The sequence below is a fragment of the Kibdelosporangium persicum genome, assembly GCF_013280595.1.
GTDB classification, from domain to species: Bacteria; Actinomycetota; Actinomycetes; order Mycobacteriales; family Pseudonocardiaceae; genus Kibdelosporangium; species Kibdelosporangium persicum.
In genome coordinates this window covers 157,969-178,418 of record NZ_JAAATY010000012.1, presented here as the reverse complement: position 1 = coordinate 178,418, position 20,450 = coordinate 157,969, and the positions used below count along the sequence as shown (strand labels likewise).

The 20,450-nt window shown below is 68.3% G+C and carries 17 protein-coding genes and 1 pseudogene; 9 read left to right on the top strand and 9 right to left on the bottom strand.

The window, feature by feature from the left end; all coding sequences use genetic code 11:
* Positions 1 to 349 precede the first annotated feature (349 nt).
* From GC106_RS22500 to metK, 4 genes are all read left to right on the top strand, one after another.
* Positions 350 to 1,363, top strand: coding sequence for a hypothetical protein (locus GC106_RS22500; RefSeq protein ID WP_173134048.1), 1,014 nt, complete (start codon positions 350 to 352; stop codon positions 1,361 to 1,363).
* 177 nt (positions 1,364 to 1,540) lie between these two features.
* Positions 1,541 to 2,758 carry an IS701 family transposase gene (locus GC106_RS22495; protein WP_173134045.1) on the top strand — a complete coding sequence of 406 codons (1,218 nt, stop codon included), beginning with the start codon at positions 1,541 to 1,543 and terminating at the stop codon, positions 2,756 to 2,758.
* Positions 2,758 to 4,206 carry an ATP-binding protein gene (locus tag GC106_RS22490; protein ID WP_173134042.1) on the top strand — a complete coding sequence of 483 codons (1,449 nt, stop codon included), beginning with the start codon at positions 2,758 to 2,760 and terminating at the stop codon, positions 4,204 to 4,206. The genes GC106_RS22495 and GC106_RS22490 overlap by 1 nt, the downstream gene beginning before the upstream one ends.
* A 72-nt stretch (positions 4,207 to 4,278) precedes the next feature.
* A complete protein-coding gene (gene metK / locus GC106_RS22485; RefSeq protein ID WP_173134039.1) occupies positions 4,279 to 5,472 on the top strand; it encodes a methionine adenosyltransferase in 1,194 nt (397 codons plus the stop codon).
* A gap of 79 nt (positions 5,473 to 5,551) precedes the next feature.
* On the opposite strand, the gene GC106_RS22480 is transcribed toward metK, so the two are convergent.
* Positions 5,552 to 6,700 carry a cytochrome P450 family protein gene (locus tag GC106_RS22480; RefSeq protein ID WP_173134036.1) on the bottom strand — a complete coding sequence of 383 codons (1,149 nt, stop codon included), beginning with the start codon at positions 6,698 to 6,700 and terminating at the stop codon, positions 5,552 to 5,554.
* Between the two features lie 205 nt (positions 6,701 to 6,905).
* Complete coding sequence (locus GC106_RS22475; RefSeq protein ID WP_173134033.1) at positions 6,906 to 7,337, bottom strand: DUF6069 family protein; 432 nt, start codon at positions 7,335 to 7,337, stop codon at positions 6,906 to 6,908.
* A 39-nt stretch (positions 7,338 to 7,376) separates the two neighbouring features.
* Between GC106_RS22475 and GC106_RS22470 the strand changes: the two genes are divergently transcribed.
* Complete coding sequence (locus GC106_RS22470) at positions 7,377 to 7,721, top strand: DNA polymerase ligase N-terminal domain-containing protein (RefSeq protein WP_173134030.1); 345 nt, start codon at positions 7,377 to 7,379, stop codon at positions 7,719 to 7,721.
* On the top strand, positions 7,718 to 8,296 hold the full coding sequence (locus tag GC106_RS22465) for a uracil-DNA glycosylase family protein (protein ID WP_246366573.1): 579 nt from the start codon (positions 7,718 to 7,720) through the stop codon (positions 8,294 to 8,296). The genes GC106_RS22470 and GC106_RS22465 overlap by 4 nt, the downstream gene beginning before the upstream one ends.
* Positions 8,297 to 8,338: 42 nt before the next feature.
* Here GC106_RS22465 and GC106_RS22460 read toward each other — a convergent pair whose 3' ends face one another.
* The 4 genes and pseudogenes from GC106_RS22460 to GC106_RS49385 form a co-directional block, all read right to left on the bottom strand.
* The gene (locus GC106_RS22460) at positions 8,339 to 9,547 is read right to left on the bottom strand and encodes a PQQ-dependent sugar dehydrogenase (protein ID WP_173134026.1); all 1,209 of its coding nucleotides are present in this window, start codon (positions 9,545 to 9,547) and stop codon (positions 8,339 to 8,341) included.
* Positions 9,548 to 9,591: 44 nt separating this feature from the next.
* Positions 9,592 to 9,939 (bottom strand): cellulose binding domain-containing protein, encoded by a 348-nt coding sequence (locus tag GC106_RS47995; protein ID WP_246366622.1) that lies wholly within the window; start codon positions 9,937 to 9,939, stop codon positions 9,592 to 9,594.
* 189 nt (positions 9,940 to 10,128) lie between these two features.
* Positions 10,129 to 11,496, bottom strand: a pseudogene (locus tag GC106_RS22455) (endo-1,4-beta-xylanase); the annotation flags it as partial.
* Between the two features lie 142 nt (positions 11,497 to 11,638).
* Positions 11,639 to 15,040: a CHAT domain-containing protein gene (locus GC106_RS49385; RefSeq protein ID WP_173134021.1), complete on the bottom strand. Its 3,402-nt coding sequence runs from the start codon at positions 15,038 to 15,040 to the stop codon at positions 11,639 to 11,641.
* A 62-nt stretch (positions 15,041 to 15,102) separates the two neighbouring features.
* Here GC106_RS49385 and GC106_RS22445 point away from each other — a divergent pair, with 62 nt between their 5' ends.
* Genes GC106_RS22445 through GC106_RS22435 form a run of 3 tightly spaced genes read left to right on the top strand, consistent with a single transcriptional unit; the run spans position 15,103 to position 17,404 of the window.
* Positions 15,103 to 15,477 carry a hypothetical protein gene (locus GC106_RS22445; protein ID WP_173134018.1) on the top strand — a complete coding sequence of 125 codons (375 nt, stop codon included), beginning with the start codon at positions 15,103 to 15,105 and terminating at the stop codon, positions 15,475 to 15,477.
* Positions 15,474 to 16,370 carry a hypothetical protein gene (locus GC106_RS22440; RefSeq protein WP_173134015.1) on the top strand — a complete coding sequence of 299 codons (897 nt, stop codon included), beginning with the start codon at positions 15,474 to 15,476 and terminating at the stop codon, positions 16,368 to 16,370. The genes GC106_RS22445 and GC106_RS22440 overlap by 4 nt, the downstream gene beginning before the upstream one ends.
* 5 nt (positions 16,371 to 16,375) lie before the next feature.
* Positions 16,376 to 17,404 (top strand): hypothetical protein, encoded by a 1,029-nt coding sequence (locus GC106_RS22435; protein WP_173134012.1) that lies wholly within the window; start codon positions 16,376 to 16,378, stop codon positions 17,402 to 17,404.
* A 220-nt stretch (positions 17,405 to 17,624) separates the two neighbouring features.
* On the opposite strand, the gene GC106_RS22430 is transcribed toward GC106_RS22435, so the two are convergent.
* The 3 genes from GC106_RS22430 to GC106_RS22420 all read right to left on the bottom strand — a co-directional run bounded on the left by GC106_RS22430 (position 17,625) and on the right by GC106_RS22420 (position 20,081).
* Positions 17,625 to 18,662 (bottom strand): fatty acid desaturase family protein, encoded by a 1,038-nt coding sequence (locus GC106_RS22430; protein ID WP_173134009.1) that lies wholly within the window; start codon positions 18,660 to 18,662, stop codon positions 17,625 to 17,627.
* Between the two features lie 262 nt (positions 18,663 to 18,924).
* Complete coding sequence (locus tag GC106_RS22425; RefSeq protein ID WP_173134006.1) at positions 18,925 to 19,161, bottom strand: hypothetical protein; 237 nt, start codon at positions 19,159 to 19,161, stop codon at positions 18,925 to 18,927.
* A gap of 2 nt (positions 19,162 to 19,163) precedes the next feature.
* On the bottom strand, positions 19,164 to 20,081 hold the full coding sequence (locus GC106_RS22420) for an acyl-CoA desaturase (RefSeq protein WP_173134248.1): 918 nt from the start codon (positions 20,079 to 20,081) through the stop codon (positions 19,164 to 19,166).
* Positions 20,082 to 20,450: the final 369 nt, after the last annotated feature.

Here is a 20,450-nt window from a genome sequence, read left to right as displayed (position 1 = left end):
ACTCCGTTGCGGCGTGGACGGCCGGGACGTGTGCTGGGTGCCTGGTCGAAAGTGTACGAACACCCATCCCATCGTAGGGATGTGGCAGATTGGTTTGGCGCGAAACAGTGACACGCGAGCCAAGATCGACCAGAAGACACCCGATCGGACGAACCGCCAATACTGGGCGAATCGCTCAGCCTGGTACTCGGGGTACCACCACAAGCGGACTCTATCCGCTCGTTCTCGGCAGCCCCCATGCTCAGCATCAGCATCGCTGTGTCAGGTGAGTCGGGAGGACGTCGATGACTGGAGACGTACGGGCGCCGGAACCGATCCGGGGCGCCGCCCGTGGACGGGAGTCACGGCCGTGGTGAACGTCATTGCCGCCGTGGCCGGCGTCCTGGTGCTGGTCGTGGTGTGGTCCAGCGTTCTGCGGACCGTGCTGATCCCGCGCCGGACCTCGTCGCGGATGGCGCGGTGGACGGTCCGGATCGCCGCGGCGGGCGGCACGGCCATCGCCAGGCGGCTGCCGCGGCGGGCGTGCGAGGCGGTGATGGACTTCTGCGCGCCGGTCAGCCTGATGCTGATGATGATCGGCTGGCTGGTGGGCCTCGGCGTGGGGTTCTCGCTGCTCGCGGTGGCCGCGGGGGTGGCGTTCGACAGCGACGCCATCATCCGGTTCTTCGAGCTGAAACTCGAGGGTGCGGCCGGTGCGCTCGCGGTGTTCGCCGCCGTCTCGGTGATCGTGATGATCGCCATCTTCCTGGCGCACGTCGTCCGGTTCGTCGACGCCTACAGCAGGCGGGAGCGGCTGGTGGTCCGTCTCGCCGCCCAGGCGTCGCAGGTGCCGGACGGCGACAAGGTCCTGGCCGACTACCTGCGGTCGGGGTCGCGGGACAACCTCGACAACCACTTCGCCGAGTGGGCGGCCTGGCTGTCGGACATCCACAACAGCCACGCGAACTACCCCGGGCTGGTGTACCACCGGTCGGCAGGCGAGCTCTGGTGGCCGCAGGCGGCGTTGATCGTGATGGACGCCGCCGCGCTGGTCGACGCCGTCGCGCCGAAATGGGCGCCGCCGCACACCAGGGTTCTGCTGGACTCGGGAACGGCGTGTCTGCAACAACTCGCGGCCCGGATGGGCATCGTCATTCCCGAGATGACGGTGAGCCTGCACGGCCGCGAGGAGTGCTCATTCGGCGACACCGTTCAACTCACGACCGCCGCCGGGCTGCCCGGCGAGCGGGATCCGTACCGGGCGTGGGCCGCCTTCCAGGACACCAGAGTTCGTTACGCGCCCTATGCCGTGATGATCGAATCTCGATTGTTGTGCCAACCGGACTTGCGGAAGAGCGAAGACGAATATCCGAGTTATCTGTAGACGCTCGGGCCGGGTGACCTGACAACGAGTGCCGCCGTTGTCTGCTCACCGTGGTTTTCTGCGCTCTTTTTCGGCCGCGTTGAACGCATTCTTCGTCACCTTGACGTGTTCAACGGAATGAGTCATGAGTACTAATGAAAAATGCCGTGAAATTATAGATGTCGATGGGCTGGGGGCATGATGACCACATTCGCGGAAACCGAATTCCCCGCGCTGGAGAAGGCGGACGCGCTGTCCGGCTTCTGCCAGGAGCTGTTCAGTTCGTTGACCCGCTCCGACCAGCGACGATGGGGCGAGGTCTACGTGCGCGGGCTGCTGTGCGTCCCGGGCCGCAAGTCGATCAGGCGCATTTCCGATCACGTCGTCGGGTGGCGTGCCGACCAGTGCCTCCAGCAGTTCGTCAACCAGAGCCCGTGGCGCTGGGAACCGGTCCGCCGGGTGCTGGCGCACCACGCGGCCGCGGCGTTGCGGCCCCGGGCGTGGATCATCGAGGAAGCGGTTTTCCCGAAGAACGGCGGTAGTTCGGTCGGCGTGACCAAGCAATACGCCACTTCGGCGCAGCGCACGCTGAACTGCCAGCTCGGTGCCGCGCTGTTCATGGCCAACGAGGACGCCTCCTGCGCGACGAACTGGCGGCTGCTGCTGCCGGAAAGCTGGGACGGCGACCAGATGCGGCGGGACCGCGTCCGGCTGCCCGCGGGTGAACGGTTCCGGCCGCGCTGGCAGTACATCCTCGAGATGATCGACGAGATGGTCGCCGACTGGGGATTCACCGCTCCGCCGATCCTGGTGCACGCCCGTGACCAGCGGCAGACCCAGCCGTTGCTGCGTGGCCTCGAGGAGCGCGGGCTGCCGTACGTGATCCGTGTCCCGGAGAACACGCCGGTGCTGCCCGCCACGACCCGGATTCCGCAGGGCCGCGCGCTCAGCGCGGGCGAACTCGCCGTCCGGTCGGCCAAACAGGGCCGGATCACCCTCAACTGGCGCGACCGCACCGACGGCAGACTCGTCAGCTCGCAGTACGCCATCTCGCCGGTGTCCACCGGGTCGGTCTCCGGCCCGCTGCACCTGATGCCGGGGCGTCCGCACGGTGGTGCCCGTCGGGTGCTGGCCGAGTGGTCGGCCGGTGGCCGCAGGCTCAACGCGGTGTGGCTGACCAATCTCAACGCCACCCGGCTGCCCGAGCTGATCAACCTGGTGAAGCTCAGCCCACAGGCCGGGCACGACATGGTGCGGCTGCAGGACGACTTCGGCCTGCGGCACTTCGAGGGCCGGTCGTTCGCCGGATGGCACCACCACGTGACGCTGGTGTCCGCCGCGCACGCGTACTGGACGCTGCGTCGGCTGGAGCAGGCGCAGCAAGCCGACGGGATGCGGCTGCGGCCGCACGCGTGATGACGGTCTCCGTTCGCCCGCTCATCGACCGGCTCCGCGATGTGGAGCTGTTCGCCGAACTGGACGACCTCCAGCTGACATGGCTGGCCGGCGCCGGAAATCCGGTGCGGCTCAGTGACGGCGACGTGCTGTTCGACGACGGTCAGGTCGCGACGCACTTCTACGTCCTGCTCGCCGGCGAGTTGCTGATCACGCAGGTCCTCGATGGCTGGGAGCACGTGCTGAGCAGGCACTCGGCGACACCCGCGGTGGGCGGACCCGACCGGCCGGGCGACAAACCCCGTGCGGCACACCAGTTCACCGGCGAACTGCCGATGATCGCGGGCGGTGACTACGTCGCCAAGGCGACCGCGGTGGGCGACACCGAACTGATCGCCTACGACAAGGAGAGCTTCCAGCAGATGCTGGTTCGCTGCCCGCAGGTGTGCCGGGTGCTGGTGCCGGTGCTGGCGTGGCGGATCCACTCGCAGGAGACCCAGGCGGGCCGCCGCGCGATGCTGGAAGGCGTGGGCAAGCTGACCGCAGGACTGGCCCACGAGCTCAACAACCCGACTGCCGCCGTCGTTCGAGCCGCGGGGGAGCTCGAACTGACGGTTCCCGACCTCGCGGCGTGGGCCAACGAATGGGGTGCGCACGCGACACCGGGTGAGCGCGCCTTGCTTGACGACTTCACGGCGCGTGTCACGGCAGGCGAAGGCGTCGTGCGCCCCAGGGACGCGCTCGACGCCGCCGAAGTGGCCGACAGCCTGATCGACTTCCTCGACGACCGGGACGTGGACCGGTCCGGCGAGTTCGCCACCATTCTCGCCGACCACGGCGTGTACCCGGAGATGCTCGGCGAACTCGCCGACGGGCTGCGGACCGACGTTTTCCCTGTCGCCATCGCGTGTCTGTGCTTCTCGCTGCACACACGGGCCCTCGTGGCCGATGTCGCCGAAGCGGGACAACGGATCGAGGCGCTGGTCGCGGCGGCACGCTCGTACACCAACCTGGATCGCGCGCCGGAGCAGGACATCGACCTCGTCGAAGGTCTGGAAGCGACACTCGCGATGCACGCGCCGAACCTGGCAGGCATCCGGATCCGCCGCGACTACGCCGATCTGCCGTTGGTGCCGGTGCATCCCGGCGAGCTCAACCAGGTCTGGACCAACCTGATCGACAACGCCATCGACGCCATGAACGGCGAGGGTGAACTGCGCATCAGCACTCGTCTCGAAGGCGGTTGCGCGGTCGTGGAGATCCGTGACAGCGGGCCGGGCATCGACCCCGACGTCCTGCCGTCGTTGTTCCAGCCGTTCTTCACGACCAAGGACATCGGCCGCGGCACCGGGCTGGGGCTCTACCTGAGCCGCAACATCATCACTCAGCACCACAACGGCTCCATCGACGTGACCTCCGTGCCGGGCGACACCCGGTTCACCGTGATGCTCCCGCTGCCCAGGCGGTGAGTCCGGGGTGAGAGCAGCGCACCAGAGACTGGTCGCAGCTACGACCGCCACGCCGGACACAGAGGGAGAGCCATGCGATCCAGGTTGTTCACAAGCGAATCCGTCACCGAGGGCCACCCCGACAAGATCTGCGACGCGATCAGTGACTCCATTCTGGACGCACTGCTCACCGAGGACCCGGCCAGCCGGGTCGCGGTCGAGACGCTGGTGACCACCGGTCAGGTGCACGTCGCCGGTGAGGTGACCACCAACGCCTACGTCGACATCCCCGGTATCGTGCGCCAGACGATTTTGGACATCGGCTACGACTCGTCGGCCAAGGGCTTCGACGGCAACTCCTGTGGGGTGAACGTCGCGATCGGCGCGCAGTCGCCGGACATCGCGCAGGGCGTGGACGCCGCCTACGAGGCGCGTGTGGAGAACACCGACGACGAGATCGACCGGCAGGGCGCCGGTGACCAGGGCCTGATGTTCGGCTACGCCTGCACCGAGACTCCCGAGCTGATGCCGTTGCCGATCGTGCTGGCGCACCGGCTGTCCCGCAGGCTGACCCGGGTCCGCAAGGACGGTGTGGTGCCTTACCTGCGGCCGGACGGCAAGACCCAGGTGACCATCGAGTACGCGGGCGACCAGCCGGTCCGCCTGGACACGGTGGTCGTGTCCTCGCAGCACGCCGAAGGCATCGACCTGGAGAAGCTGCTCGCGGTCGACATCAACGAGTACGTCGTCCAGCCCGAGCTGGCCGGCCTGGACCTGGACACGTCCAACGTGCGGCTGCTGGTCAACCCGACCGGCCGCTTCGTGACCGGCGGCCCGATGGGGGACGCGGGCCTGACCGGCCGGAAGATCATTGTGGACACGTACGGCGGCATGGCGCGGCACGGCGGCGGCGCGTTCTCCGGCAAGGACCCGTCCAAGGTGGACCGTTCCGCCGCGTACGCCACGCGCTGGGTCGCCAAGAACGCTGTCGCCGCCGGTCTCGCGTCCCGTCTGGAGGTTCAGCTGGCGTTCGCGATCGGCAAGGCCGCGCCGGTCGGCCTGTTCGTGGAGACGTTCGGCACCGAGACGATCGACCCCAGCAAGATCCAGCAGGCCATCACCGAGGTGTTCGACCTGCGGCCGGCCGCGATCATCCGCGACCTGGGCCTGCTGCGGCCGTTGTACGCGCCGACCGCGGCGTACGGCCACTTCGGACGCCCGGACCTGGATCTGCCGTGGGAGCGCACGGACCGCGCCGACGCCCTCAGGCAAGCGATCGGCCTGTGAGACGTGCCCGATGTGCCTGCTCCGCGACCGGGAGGAGCAGGCACATCAACATCGCCCTGTGAAACGGAGTTCCTGCGGCTCAACCGCGCGCTGGGCGCTGAGGGGCAGCGGGGCGAAGCCGGACCGGCAGTCGCGTGACGCCACGTTGGAAGTCGGATCGCCAGCCGACCTCCCCGGCCGGGACGGCCAGTTCCAGGCCGGGGAACCGAGTCATCAGTGCGGTGAAAGCGATCTGTGCCTGGAGACGGGCCAGCGGAGCGCCGATGCAGTAGTGGATGCCGTGCCCGAAACCCAAATGCGGATTCTGCGCACGCTGTAGCCGAACCTCGTCGGCGTCCTGGAAACGAGTTCCGTCCCGGTTGGCGTCCGCGAGCCGGACCATCACCCGTGAACCGGCCGGAATGGACTGACCGCCGAGCTCGACCACCTCGGTGGCGGTGCGCTGCGTCGTGACGGCGATCGGCGGCTCGTACCGGATGAACTCCTCGATGGCGGCCGGCAGCAGTTCGGGTTCGTCGCGCAGCCGGAGCCAGCGGTCCCGGTCGTCGAGCAGGACGAACACGCCGGAGCCGATCAGGTGGGCAGTGGTTTCATGGCCGGCGATCACCAGCATGAACACCATGGACGTCAGCTCGTCCTCGGACAGCCGATCACCCTCCTCGCGCACCGCGAGCAGATCGCCCAGCAGGTCGTCGCCAGGGCGAGCGGCCCGGTCGGCCAGCAAGGCGCGGATACGGGTCAACAGCTTCGCCAACGCTTCGGGCTGCTCGTGCCGCCGGGCGGGACCGGCGGCCACGATGGCGGACCAGGTCCGGAATTCGGCGCGATCCTCGACCGGCACACCAAGCAGCTCGCAGATCACCTGCAGGGGCAGCGGATAGGCGAACGTCTCCACCAGGTCGACCGTTTCGTGGCCGGCGACCGCGTCAAGCATCTCGGCCGCGATCCGCTCGATGTGCGGTCGCAGAGCTTCGACGCGGCGAGGGGTGAACGCGGCCGAGATCAACCGGCGTAGGCGCGTGTGGTCCGGAGGATCGAGGAACAGCATCATGCGCAACATCGCACTGGCGAGCTCTGGATCAAGCCCGAGCTCCTCGGCCTTGAGCACCTTGGACAGACGCGGATCCGACAGCGCCTGCCGGGCCTCCTGGTAGCCCGTGACAAACCAGGCCGACGTGCCGTCGGGCAACTCGATCGCCTGGACTCCCGCGTCCGGGTCTCGGCTCATTGCGATCTCCTCACCTTTCCCGCTACCGAGGTCACTTCCCACTCCCAGCGCTCGATGACAACGGCGGACGCCACTCTGCGGGCGTCACCGCTTTCCGGCAACGCCATGGCATGGCGGTTTTTCGCCGTGGTGGCGAGTTCTCGCCGCCACCGGCTTGGTCAGGCCGGGCGACGCGGGGCAGGCCAGGTCGCGGACAATCGAGAAGCTAAGCCGGTTGCCGGTCGATCGGCAGCGCGCGAACCAGGGCCGCGACCGCGCACACCGCGACCACCACGTGCATGACGAGCAGGGCGATGATCCCGACCGCGTTGGCGTTGGGCTGGAAGTCGGGGACGAAGAACATCGCCACGTCCGGGATGAAGGAGATCACGACGACGGTCGGCACCAGCCACCGCAGCACCGCCCGCGGGTTCTCGGCCCGTTGGCGCACCAGCGCCCAGCCGATCGTGCCGGCGATGATGCCGACCACGGTGTACGTCACATACGCGCCAATGGTGAGTGGCTCGAAGTCTTCTGATGCCCCCGCCGCGTGGGCGAGGGCGGCGATGCCGATGTTGACGAGGCACGCGACGACAGTTGCGGCGAGGAGATAACCGACCGCTGTCACCGGCTTCACGGGAGCAAGCGTCTTGGCCATGCCTGCATGCTACGCACGGCGGGGAAATAAGGTTCAAAGATGAACCGGCCCGCGTTCGTCCTGCACGACCACCGTAAGCCAAGGCCACACTTCGACTTGCGGCTGGAGGATAATGGTGTGCTCCGGTCATGGGCCGTACCGCGTGGCCTGCCGCGTGAGCCGGGGGAGAACCGGCTCGCGGTCGCGGTTCCGGACCACACGATGGATCATCTCACCTATGAGGACGCGGACAAGTCCATCGCCGACATCGGCTGGTGGGAGGAGCACGACCGGAACGACAAGCGCATTCTGTTCACGTTGCACGGCCGGGACGGCGCCGTCCGGTACGCCCTGATCGACACCGGCCGGGACTGGCTGTTGCGTCGCACCAAGGAGCAGCATTGAGCCTGAAGCGCATCCGGCGGGAACTGATGGCCGACCCGGCCAACGCCTGGGCCACCGAGCAGGGCTTCCAGCCCGTCTACCAGGCCGGGCCGGAAGCCAGGATCGTGATCATCGGACAGGCGCCGGGCTGGCGTGCCCAGCAAAGCGGTGTGCCGTTCGACGATCCGAGTGGCGTGCGGCTGCGCGAGTGGCTGGCCGTGACCGACGAGCAGTTCTACGACCCGAGCCTGTTCGCCATCCTGCCGATGGACTTCTACTACCCCGGTAAGGGAACGAGCGGGGATCTGCCGCCGCGCAAGGACTTCGCGCCCCGGTGGCATCCCCGGATCCTGGCCGGGATGCCGGACATCCGGCTGACGCTGCTGGTAGGCGCCTACGCGCAGAAACACTACCTGAAGGACCGGATCAAGCCCAGCCTCACCGAAACCGTCCGGTCCTATCAGGACTACCTGCCCGGCGTACTCCCGCTCGTGCACCCGTCACCACTGAACTTCCGGTGGCAGAACAAGAATCCCTGGTTCACCGCCGAGGTCATCCCCGTCCTGCGCACCGAAGTCGCCAAACACACCTCGTGAGTGTTTATCAGGGTTAGAACGCCGATAAACACTCACGAGGGGCTAGCTGGGGGTTTGTTCGAAACCGACGCGGAACAGCTGGCCCGCGCGGTCGGTGACCACGTACAGCTCACCGGACCGGTCCACTCCGAACGAGCTGACCTGAGCCGGGAACTGGCCGATCCGTGCGTTGGTGTACGTGCCGTCACGGTTCTTGCGCACCGCCCACGCGTTCGCCGAGCAGTAGTCGGTCGCCACGTACGTACCGAACGCGAGGCGCGCGTGTCGCAGGCCCCGGTAGACGTGGCCACCGATCACGGCACAACCGTCGACACGTGTCTGATAGCTGAACACCGGGTCGGTGTACTCGGCGCCCGGCGTGCACCGGGACTCGTTGAACACGACCGGTCCTTCCTTGCAGGACCAGCCGAAGTTGAGGCCGCCGCGGAACGCCTTGGCGTGGTTGACTTCCTCGTACGCGCCCTGGCCGACGTCGGCGATCCACAGCGAGCCGTCGAGGGCGTCCATCGAGAACCGCCAGGCGTTGCGCAGACCGTACGCCCAGATCTCCGGGCGCGCCCCAGGGGTCTTGACGAACGGGTTCGACCGCGGAACGCAGTAAGGCAGCTCGCCGCAGGACCGGTTGACGTCGATGCGCACGATCTTGCCGAGCAACGTCCCCAGGTTCAGGCCGTTCGCGTCCGGATCACCGCCGCTCCCGCCGTCCCCGAGACTCCAGTACAGATAGCCGTCGTGGCCGAACGCGAGCTGGCCACCGTTGTGGTTGCTGAACTTCGAGTGATCCTGCGTGAGCAGGACCTGTTCGCTGGCGGGATCACCGAGCTTGACGCGCGACAGCGTCAGCGCGCCGTCCGCCAGCCGGGTGTAGGTCACGTAGACCTGGGACGACCTGGCGAAGTCCCGTGCCGGGACGATGCCGAGCAGGCCGCGTTCGTTCGCGACGCTGTTCACCCGGTCGCTGATGTCCAGCACCGGGTCCGCGGCCAGACCGTCCTTGGGGTGATAGGCACGCACGGTGCCACGTTTCTCGGCGATGAGCATCCGGCCGCTATGGTCGTTCGCGGCGACCATAGCGACCGGACGCACCAGGCCCGTGGCCACCTCGGTGGTGACCACTCGTACCTGGTCGAGTGGTACGGCTTTGCGCCCGGCTGTCACATCGGCTGTCACATCAGCGCTGGCAGGCGAGACCATGGCGGGCAACAGGGCGGCCATCGCGAGCACGAGGCCTGTCCGTCTGAGTCTTGGCATGCCCAGCACTACGCCTGCCGATCACAACCGGTTCACCGGGAGGCTCAGGGCGTCTGACACGAAACGGACGGCTGTGCCCACTGCCCGTTGGCCATCACCGTGAAACCGAACGTCGTCGAGGCGTTGGCCGCGAGATTGCCGTTGCCGTTGGGCTTCATGGTCATCACGTTGCCACTGTAGGTCGGCGTGCCGTTCCAGGTGGTCGAGACCTGCTGCGGCGACGTGAGCGTGACGGTCACGGTCCAGCTGGTGATCGCCGACTCGCCCGCCCGGACCGTCACCTCGCCGTTGAAGCGGTCACCCCACTGCTGCGAGGTGCGGTAGGTGGCCGTGCAGGACCCGCTGCCCGGCGGCGTGCCCGGGGCGACGACCTGCCCGTTGGTCGAGATCATTCCGGCGCACAGGTTGCGGCTGGCCAGGTTCGCGGCGATCTGCGGGATGGCGTTGATCGTCGACTGGTAGCCGTCGTGCATCAGGATGATCCCGCCGGCCTGCAGTGAGGACGCGGCCTGCACGATCTGAGCTGTGCTGGCGTTGTCCCAGTCACGCGAGTCGACCGTCCACAGCACCTCGGTCAGGCCCAGCTGCGACTGGACTTGCCGGACCGTGCTGTTCGTTTCGCCGTACGGCGGCCGGAACAGCTGCGGTGTCTGACCGGTCGCCTGTTGCAGGGCCTGTTGTGTCTGGGTCAGCTCGGAGGTGATCTGCGACGCGGACATCTGCGTCAGGTGCGGATGGGTGAAGCTGTGGTTGCCTATCCACATCCCGGCGTCGACCTGGCTGCGGGCCAGCGCTGGATTCTGCTGCACCCGCTGGCCCGTGTTGAAGAACGTCGCCCGCAGGTTCGCCGACCGCAGTGCGCCCAGCAACTGGGTCGTGGTGCCGCTGATCGGCCCGTCGTCGAAGGTCAGCCCGACGTACCCGGCGCTGCAGTTCGGCGCGCCGGGAGCGCCGCTGTTCAACGCGCTGAGCACGGCGTCGTAAGCGGGCTTCTTGCCACCGCTGTTGTTGAACAGCAGCGGGTTCTGGCTGGCACGCCAGGAGTCACTGTCACGGATACCCCACACGGTGATGCCGTTGCAGCGGGCGACGGCGAGGCAGTCCTTCACCACGTTGCCGTACGTCGTCGGCGACGCGCCCTCGATGTCCAGTTCGGTGATCTGCACGTCCACGCCGAGCGCGGCGAAGCTCGACAGGGTTGTGCGGTAGTTCGACGGGTACGGCGAATTGTTGTTGAAGTGCGACTGCAGGCCGACGCAGTCGATCGGCACGCCACGGTTCTTGAAGTCCTGCACCATCCGGTACACGGCCTGCGTCTTGGCGTGGGTCCAGTCGTCGGTGTTGTAGTCGTTGTAGCAGAGCTTGGCGTTCGGGTCGGCCGCGCGGGCGGCGCGGAAGGCCGCTTCGATCCAGTCGTTGCCGGTGCGCTGCAGGTTCGAGTCACGCCGCGCGCCGCTGCTGCCGTCGGCGAAGGCCTCGTTCACCACGTCCCACGAGTGGATCTTGCCGCGGTAGTACGAGGCCACCCGGGTCACGTGGTTCAGCATGGCCTGCCGCAGCGCGCTTCCGCTCATGTTCTGCATCCAGCCCGGCTGCTGGGAGTGCCACGCCAACGTGTGGCCGCGCACGCGCATCCCTCGGGAGGTCGCGTGGTTGACGATCCGGTCGGCGTTGCCGAACGTGAACTGGTTCTGGTTCGGTTCGGTGGCGTCGATCTTCATCTCGTTCTCGGGCGTCACCATGTTGAACTCGCGGTTCAGGATGCCGACGTACGTGGAGTCGCCCAGTTTGTGCGCCGCGACCGCGGCACCGAAGTAGCGGCCCTTCTCCGCCGCGGAAGCGCCCAGGGTGGTTCCGGCCTGGGCGACACCGGGCGTGACCACCAGCGCACCGAGCAATCCGGCGAGCGCCAGTGCGTATCGTGATCTTCTTGACAACACGTCCTCCAAGTCATCACTCGGCCCGCGGAAACGTCGCGAGGCAGGGGTTCGAAAGTTTCGGCTGAGCTGATGACGGCTTTCGGAATGTAAGCCGATAAACGCGACCAGTCAAGGTTGCGAAAAGCCTTGGAGCGTTTCGAAAGTATCGAAGTCAGGCGCCGGTGTGGATGTGCGCGGACCACAAACTGGGCGTGCCGGGATAGTCGGCACGGCACCGCAGCACGGCCGCGTGCAAGGCCTCGGCGGCGCCGGCGGACAGGCCACTGTGGACATCCAGCGCGATCCGGCCGGCCACGCGGTCGTTGACCTCCCACAGCGTGCCGATCACTTCCGGGTAGCCCGCCAGCAGGAACGCCGAGGTGATGTGCACGGACTCGTCGGACAGCCGCTCGGCGCCCTGCGAGGTCTGGCAGGCCGACAGGTACGCCAGCCGGGCGCCGCTGAGGTTCAGCCGGGCGATGCTGCGCACGGTCAACGGATCCGCCAGGTGATCGTGCAGCAGCAACCGTCCCGCGGACGGTTCGTCCTGGTCACTGATGCCGTGGCACGCGAAATGCACGTGCGCGTGCCGGGGCATCTCGGCTCGCACGCGCTCGGCTGTCGCTTCCGGCCCGATGAGCCGGACCGTGGCGTCGAGCTGCTCGACCTCACGCCGCGAGCGGGGGAGTGGCGTGGCGCCGGGTGTCTCGGGCATGGCGACGGCCAGCAGGCCTTCCGTCGTGGCTGCCGCGGCGCGGGCGCGTGCATGGCGCAGTGCGCGGACCGTGGGCGTGTAGGACGAGACCACCTTGTCCAGCAAGGAATCCCCGTCCCGCCCGGCGGCGTGCAACGGCAGGAACGCCAGCAGCCCGGTCGGTGACCACCAGACCCGGCGCACACTGTCCATTGTGTCCAGTACTGGCTTCGCCAGCGCGTCCCACAGCCACTCCAGGGTTCCGGTGATCACACCCTGAGCGGCTTTCTCGTCCGGTCCGGGGATCTGGGCGACGCGCAGGGCGCGGTGGAAGTCGGCCGCCCGCCCGGCCACGATTTCGGGCGTGATCGCGGGTAATGCGGCCACGTCGATGCCATCGCTGGTCAGAATGAGGGCGTCACTGCGGTACCGGCTGACGTTGATCAGCACGATCGGCCCGCCGACGGCCACGGCGCGCAGTGCGTCGAACGTGGGCACGTCAAGGAAGTCGGCGAATCCGGGTAGGGCCCTGATCCGCGCGATCAAGTCATTCCATTCCCGGTTCACCCGGTGCCTGCGGTCAGCCTCTTGGCCCGCGTTGGCCAGCCAGTCGCCAGTGGCTTCAGTGGGCGTCGGCTGCAGTTCCGAGCGCAGCCTGGCCACGGCGTCGGCGAGATCGGGATGCTGGGCGCGCAACGTGATCAGGTCCGCGCCCGGGTCGAGCTGTTGTGCGATCAGGACACCACGGCCTTGTTCGAGCAGCCGTACGGCCTTCGCCGGATCGCCGACGGTCAAGGCGCAGGCGGCGGCTTCGGCGGCGAGGCCGTCGAACAGGCCGAGACCGTGTTCCTGATCCCGGCGTGCCACGCCGTGCGACGCGATCCGCGGCAGCAATGCCACCGCCTGCTCGTATCCAGCCAGGGCACGAGCCCAGTCGCCGATCGCCGCCCAGGCCCGGCCCCATTCCCAGGCGTCGGTGACCCGATCCCGGGTCGGCGCCAACGGCGACAGCGCCGCTTCCTGGAACATCGCGGCGGCCTCCGGTTCGCGGCCTGGCCGCCGCATGACCGCGAACGCCAGATTGCTCAACCGCCGTGGCCGTGCCGCGCTCGCCGGGGAGGCGGTGTCCGCCGCCCTGCGCAGCAGGCTGATCGCCTCGTCGAGCAACGCCACGTCTCCAGTGCCGTCGTAGCGCTTCCGCAGCAGGATGCCCAGGTCGTTCCAGCAGGACGACTCCTGGGCACTCCCGGGCTCCGCGATGGTGAGCGCTTCCCGCAACAACTCGATGGCCCCATCCACGTCCGAGGCCCGGTTCACCGCGTTGCTGAGGTTGTGCAGCATCCCCACCCGATACGGATGTCCTTGTGGAGTCGCGGAAACAGCCGCACGGAACGCCTCGATCGCCTCGGTGAGAACCGGCCGGACCCCGGTCCGGTCGAACCGGCTCAGCAGGACCGTGCCCAGGCTGTTGAGATGGTTCGCCCGGTCCACGTGCCCCTCGGGAAGCGCCGCGACCGCACGCCTGCCGGCTTCCGCGGCCTCGTCGAGCGACACGGTGTCGCCGGTGATCTCATGGCGTTTCAGCAGCGCCGTGCTCAGCACATGCAGGGCGGTGGCGTTCTGCTTCTTCGCCACGGCTTCGCGGAGCAGCCCGATGGCCCGTTCCAGGTGCGCCAGGTCGCCGGACCGGTCGAACTGCCGGTGCAGGGCCAGCGCCAAGCCGACTCCGCTGCCGCCGAGCTCGTGCGCCTGCCGTCCCGACTCGATCGCCTGGCGCAAGGCGGTTTCGTCGCCGGTGGCTTCGCAGAGACGGCGCAGGGCTTCGCAGTGATTGGTCAGCGCCGCGACACGGACCTCAGCGGTGGCGGCACCACGCACGGCTTCCGCGCTGAGTTCCACGGCCTCCCGCAGGGCCGCCAGGCCGCTGTCGCCCTGCAACAGGCTCGCGACGAGGTTGTTCACCGCCGTCGCACGCTGTGGATCATCGGACGCCAGCAGGGTGAGACCGCGTCGCCGCAAGGCGATCGCCTTGGTGATCAGTGACCGGTCGCCCGTGCGCTCGCCCAGCTTGTGCGCGGCGTCCGCGGTCGTGTCCAGCAGGCCGGGGTAGTTGCGGTCGCGTTCGGACAACGTGGTGAGCCCACGTCGGCCGACGCTGACGGCTTCCTCCAGTGCTGCCGCGTCTTCGGCGGCCCGGAACTTGTCCGCCAGCGCCGAACACAGGCTCGCTGTGGCGGCGACCTTGTTGGGGTCGCTGTCCGGCAACAGTTCGGACGCGTGCCGCAGCGTGCCGATCGCCTGCTCCAGTTTGGCCAGGTCGCGGGTCTGGGCGTAACAGCGGTGCAGATCCGCGCCGAACACGGCGGCGAAGGGCAGGTACTCGGCGAGGTCGCCGCTGGTGATCCAGACGATCCGGTCACCGAGGTCGATCAACTCCGTGATGTCACGGTCGACGGCACGCAGCAGCACGTACAGGTTCTTCAGGTACATCACCTGGTCAGCGGACTCCGGCGCAGCCGCGGCGACGGCGTCCTCGAGCAGTTCGACCGCTTCGTCCGGGTAGCCGGCTTCGAACAGGTCGATGCCCTGGTCGTGCCACTCCTCGGCGGTCGTTCCGGCGCGACGCAGCTGTTCGAGCACCCCCGGCGGGATCTGATCGGCCAGCGGGACCAGCAACAACGCCGCCTGGCGAAGATCCCGCGTGCTGCGGGGCACGCCCCGGGCGTCGTGACGGCACAGGTACAGCAGGCCGACGGCGTGGTCAACCGCCGGATCGCCGCCCGCGGCGTCCAGCGCGGCGGAGGCGTCCCGCACCGCGGCGGGATCGAGTACTGCCTGGACATCGCCGTTGTCGAGGTAACGGTTGACCCTGTTCCGCACGCGCTCGAACACCCTGGAACGCTACCCTGACGACCGGCAACGAACCCCGGCGAAGGGCAAAGGTGAACGCTGAGGCGCAGGGACAGCTGGCCTTGTTGTGCACACGGCTGGAACAGGACGGCGGTCCGTTGGCCGAAGAAGGGCCGCTCCGCGCCCTGGCGATGTCGATCGTCGAGCGGCTCCGCGCGGGAGAGGACCCGGACGCCGTGGCCGAGAGCCTCGACGACCTGGACGATCAGCTCATGCGCGCCGGATACGCCGGCGGCCTGGGCACGTCTCGGGCCATGGACGTGCGGGTACCTGGTCTCGGCGGCCACCCGGTGCTGGAGGTGCTCGGCTGCCCGGGAAAGCTGTGCGGACGGGTCGCGCTGCCCGACGAGGACCACGTGTGTGCCGTGTTCGGCAGGCCGCTTGAGCGGGTCAGGCTGCGCCCGTGACCAAGCTGCTGGAAACCCTTGGCGGCAAGCTCGCCGAACGGTGGCTGCAACTGCTGGTCCTGCCCGGCGCGCTCTACCTCGTGGTGGCGGTCGCGGCGGTCCGGTACGGCGTGAACACGAGTGCCTTGACCAGGGACATCAACGCCTTGGCGGCGAGCCCGGCCACCCGTAACACCGGGACGATCCTGGTGGTGCTGATCGGGCTGGCTGCCGGTGCCGCGCTTGTCGGCATCGTGGTGCGGGCACTTGGCTCGTTGGTCGAACGGATCTGGTTGGCAGACGCGCACCGTTCGGTGACGCGCGTGCTCACACGCCGCCGGCTACGACGCTGGCAGGCTGCGGACGAGCGCTATCGAACGGCACTCCTGGCGGCAGGGCGGGCACACGTGAGCGGCTCAGCGGACGCGCCGGAGCTGGCCAGGAAAGCCGAACGGCTCGCGCTGGCCCGCAACCGCGTCGGGCTCACACCACCGCGTCGCGTGTTCTGGCTCGGCGACCGGATCGGCGCGGCAGACCTGCGCGTGCTGTCCACGTACCACCTCGACCTGGCGTCCGCGTGGCCACGGCTGTGGTTGGTGATCCCGGAGGAGTCCCGGCTTGTCCTCCAGGCAGCTCGCGCCGAGTTCGCCTCGTCGACCCGCCTGGTGGCGTGGGGCGTGGCGTACTTCGTGCTCGGGTTCGCGTCGTGGCCGCTCTTCGTGGCCGGAGCCGCGACCGTGGTCGCTGGATGGCTACGTGGTCGCGGCACCGGAACGACATTCGCCGACCTGGTCGAATCGACTGTCGACGTGCACGGCCGGAACCTGGCGGCCGCGATGGGCGTCGAATGTCCGGAGGTGCTCACCCCGCAAGCCGGTGAGCAGCTGACGTCGTTGCTCCGTAAGGAAAGCTGACCGGCATGCGCAAGGATGAACTGCTCGACGCGATCGCTGCCCGCATCAACCGCTACACCACGACGGGGGACACCCGTCCGATCCTCGAAGAGGCGGCGGTGCGGGAGGCGGAGGAACTGCTGGCGCTCGTCGGAGATCCCGCGCGTGACACCGAGGTGTGCTATCTCGTCGGCGGCCTCTACTGGTGCCGCTGGGGCGAAACGGCCAACGGAGAACCGACGCCGGACTTCGAGCGCACGATCGACCTGATGATCCACGTCCACCGTGACCGCCCCGAGCAGGTGCCCGAGATGCTGGCCGAGATGTTCGACCGCTCCGGCCACACCACGAACGCCCTGCGCGCCGGAGCCGCGTCGAACGAGGGAGACCGCCTCTGGGCGGAATACCAGCAGACGGGCGACCGGGCGACCCTCGATCAGGCGCTCACCTTCCTCCGCGAAGCGGCACACATGCCAGGCGTGGATCCGGAAAGGCGGCTGCACAACGCGATGGGCCTGGCCCTCGCACTGCACCATGCCCTCCAGCTCGACGGCGACCGGGACGTCGCCGACGAGCTGATCGCCTGGCTGGAGGACCTGCTGGACAACGACCCGTCCGCCCCGGCGGACTTCCGCGGCCTGCTCGTGTCGGCCTTGACGCTCCGCTTCGCGGCCACCCGGGACCTCGACGATCTCGACGACGCGGTGACGGCCGGAAGCGACCTGTACGCCGTGACAGAAGAACCACTGCTACGCGGAACGGTGTGCACGGCAACAGGACTCTGGTTGCAGTACAACGGAGACCACCGACAGGCACCCGAGGTCGCGGAGCTGGCACTGGCCTGCCTGGCCTCCATCCCGGCCGACTACCAAGAGCGAATGGTCCTCGTGGACTCGGTGGTGGACGGCCTGCGAAGCGCGGTCGCGGCAACGCCGAAGAGCGCGGAACTGATGCGGGACCTGGCAACGGTGCTGGAGACGAAGTACCAGCACACCGGGGAGTTCGCGGCACTGGACGAAGCCCAGGCGCTCCGCCGGCGGGCAGCGGGAGTGTGAAACCACCAGTGGCCAGCCGAAGTTCCGCGCGCGAGGTCGTGTTTCGAATGTCCCGGTCGATGAGAGTCTGCCCCGGCCGGAGGCCGGAATCGGCTCGGTGGGGCGGTTCCTGGCGTCGCCGCGGGATCGCCGCGAATACTGGTTGTCTTTGGGCGGTCCCGCGGTGGCGTCAGGGGCCGCATCCGGCCCGGCTATCGCGATCGGGCATTTGAAACACGACCTAGGCCTGTTCGTTCAGGGGAACAAGACGTTCGTTACGGCGCAAGGGTCCGCCGACCTCATGCAGGTGCCGGAGAACCCAGGCATAAGAAGCCCGCATCGAGCACTGGGTGTAGGGGATTCCGTGCCGCGCGCAGTAAGCGCGGACGAGCGGCTGGGCACGACGCAGGTTCGTGCGCGGCATGCTGGGGAACAGGTGGTGCTCGATCTGGTGGTTGAGGCCACCGAGCAGGAAGTCGACCCACCGGCCCCCGGAGATGTTGCGGGAGGTGAGGACCTGCTTGCGCAGGAAGTCCACCTTCTGGCCGGCGGCGATGATCGGCATGCCCTTGTGGTTCGGTGCGAACGAACAGCCGAGGTACACACCCATGACGGCCTGGTGCACGACGATGAACAACACCGCCTTCCCGGGGGAGAGCACGAGGAACAACGCCGTGAAGTAGGCAGCGAAGTGGACGGTGAGGAGGGCCACCTCGAAAGCGACGGACTTGAGCTCTCGCCGCACCATGGCGTTGATGCTGCCGGCCCGTAGCATGACGGCCTGTGTCATCAGCAACGGAAGGAACAGGAACGCCTGGTACTTCACGATCCAGCGAAGCACACCGCGTTTCGAGCCGGCCTGCTCGGCACTGAAGGCCAGGGCGGGGATGTCGATGTCGGGATCGGCGTCCTCGTGGTTCGGGTTGGCGTGGTGACGGTTGTGCTTGCTGACCCACCACCCGTAGCTGATTCCGGTCAGGGCACCGTGAATGTGACCGATGAGGTCGTTGCCCCGGCGGCTGCCGAGGATCTGCCGGTGTCCCGCGTCGTGGCCGATGAAGGCGAACTGCGTCAGCACGATCGCGACGTACGCCGCGGTGACCAACTGCCACCATGAGTCGCCGAGCATGACAAACGCGGCCACGCCCGCGCCGAGCGCGACGACGTTGGCGCTGATCCTCAGTGCGTAGTAGCCGGGCCGGCGCCGCAGCAGCCCGGCCTCGTTGATCTGCCGGGCGAGTTCGGCGAAGTCGCTGCCGCGTGCCGCCGTTTCGGTCATCGTGGTTCCGCCCCGGGACGTCGGCTCGACGGGCTGAACGGGTCGCGTGGCGGCGCCGCCGCGTGTGTCGGCTGGACGTCGTCGACGTCCTGCTCCGACCGGGACGCCTCCAGAAAGACAGTCCCGGCCGCGCTGGAGTCAGCGGCCGAGTCCGCAGTGGACGGCGAGCGGCTGGTGCGGTCCTCGTGGCTGAACAGGGCGTCGCCTGTCCGGTCGCGCGTGCTCGAGCTGATGGCGGGTGTCCTTTCAGGACGATGTGTCGTCAGTTGAGCGGCCCGACGTAACGCGACCGGGTGTCGGCCGTCCTGCTGCCGCTGAGCCCGAGCATCTCGGTCAGCATCGCGTGGTCCTGCGAGTCGATGGCGTGGTCGTCAACCCTGCGCAACGCCCTGGCCTGCTGGAGCAGCTCGTTGTGTGCCTGCGTCTCGCGGGCCCTGCCCAGCCTCGCGGCGTTGCTGTCGGACTGGCTGTCGGCTTGGGAATACCGTGGTGTGGGCATCGTCAGGCCCCTTCAGGTCGTGTGGTTGCCGGCTGGGCCAGCCTGGCCAGCCGCTGCGCCGTCGGCCATCGGACGTTGCGGGCCCAGCCCAGCTTCTCGAAGAACCAGATCAGCCGTGCCGAGATGTCGATCTGTCCACGCAGGACACCGTGCCGGGCGGACGTCGGGTCGGCGTGGTGGGTGTTGTGCCACGACTCGCCCATCGACAGGATCGCCAGCGGCCAGAAGTTCGCCGACCTGTCCCGGCTGGCGAACGGGCGTTCGCCGATCATGTGGCAGACGGAGTTGACCGACCAGGTGACGTGGTGCAGGAACGCCACCCGCGCCAGCCCTGCCCACAGGAATCCGGTCAGCGCGCCCCACCAGGACATCGTCAGCACACCACCGAGCACGGCGGGCAACAGGACACTCAACGAGACCCACAGCGGGAAGAGCCGGTCGACCACCCTGAGCGCCCGGTCGGCGGCCAGATCAGGCGCGAACCGGTCGATGTTGGTGCGGTCACGGCCGAACAGCCAGCCCATGTGCGCGTGCCAGAACCCCTTCGCCAGCGCCGCCGGCGAGGTGCCGAACAACCAGGGCGAGTGCGGGTCGCCTTCCCGGTCGGAGAACGCGTGGTGGCGCCGGTGGTCGGCCACCCAGCTGATGACCGGTCCCTGTGCCGCGAAACTGCCCGCGATGGCCAGCGCGATCCTCAGTGGACGGTTGGCCTTGAAGGAGCCGTGCGTGAAGTAACGGTGGTAACCGACGGTGATGCCCAGTGCGGACACCACGTAGAACACCGCGGCGACGGTCAGGTCCGCCCAGGTGATGCCCCATCCCCAGACCAACGGCACGGCCGCGACCAGCGCCACGAACGGGATGATCAGGAATGCCCGGATGGTCACCAGTTCCGCGCGGGAGGCACGATGGGACAACATCGGTTTGGGGGCGTTTTTGAGGACACTGCGGACAGGGGCGGTTGTGGTCACTAAGTAATCGCCTCGATGTGATTCGCCGGCTGGGACAGCGGGGTGGAGCACGGTCGGCTGCGAATGGGCCCGTGGCCCAGTCGTTTCGCCAAGCCGGCGCGACGCGCCGCCGTGGTAGGAGGGTCAGGCAGTGCCACTGGCGTGCGACAAGCCTTCGATGTCTCCACAATACGGCATGCCCGGCTCCGCGCGCCCGGCGAAACCCGATTCGTCGCGAATCACCGGGTGAACTGGTGCGATCCAGCCGGGCGGCGGCGCGGATCTGGGGTACAGTCAAGGCAGTCGGGCCTCGCACGCCGGCGGTGGAACCGGTGTTCC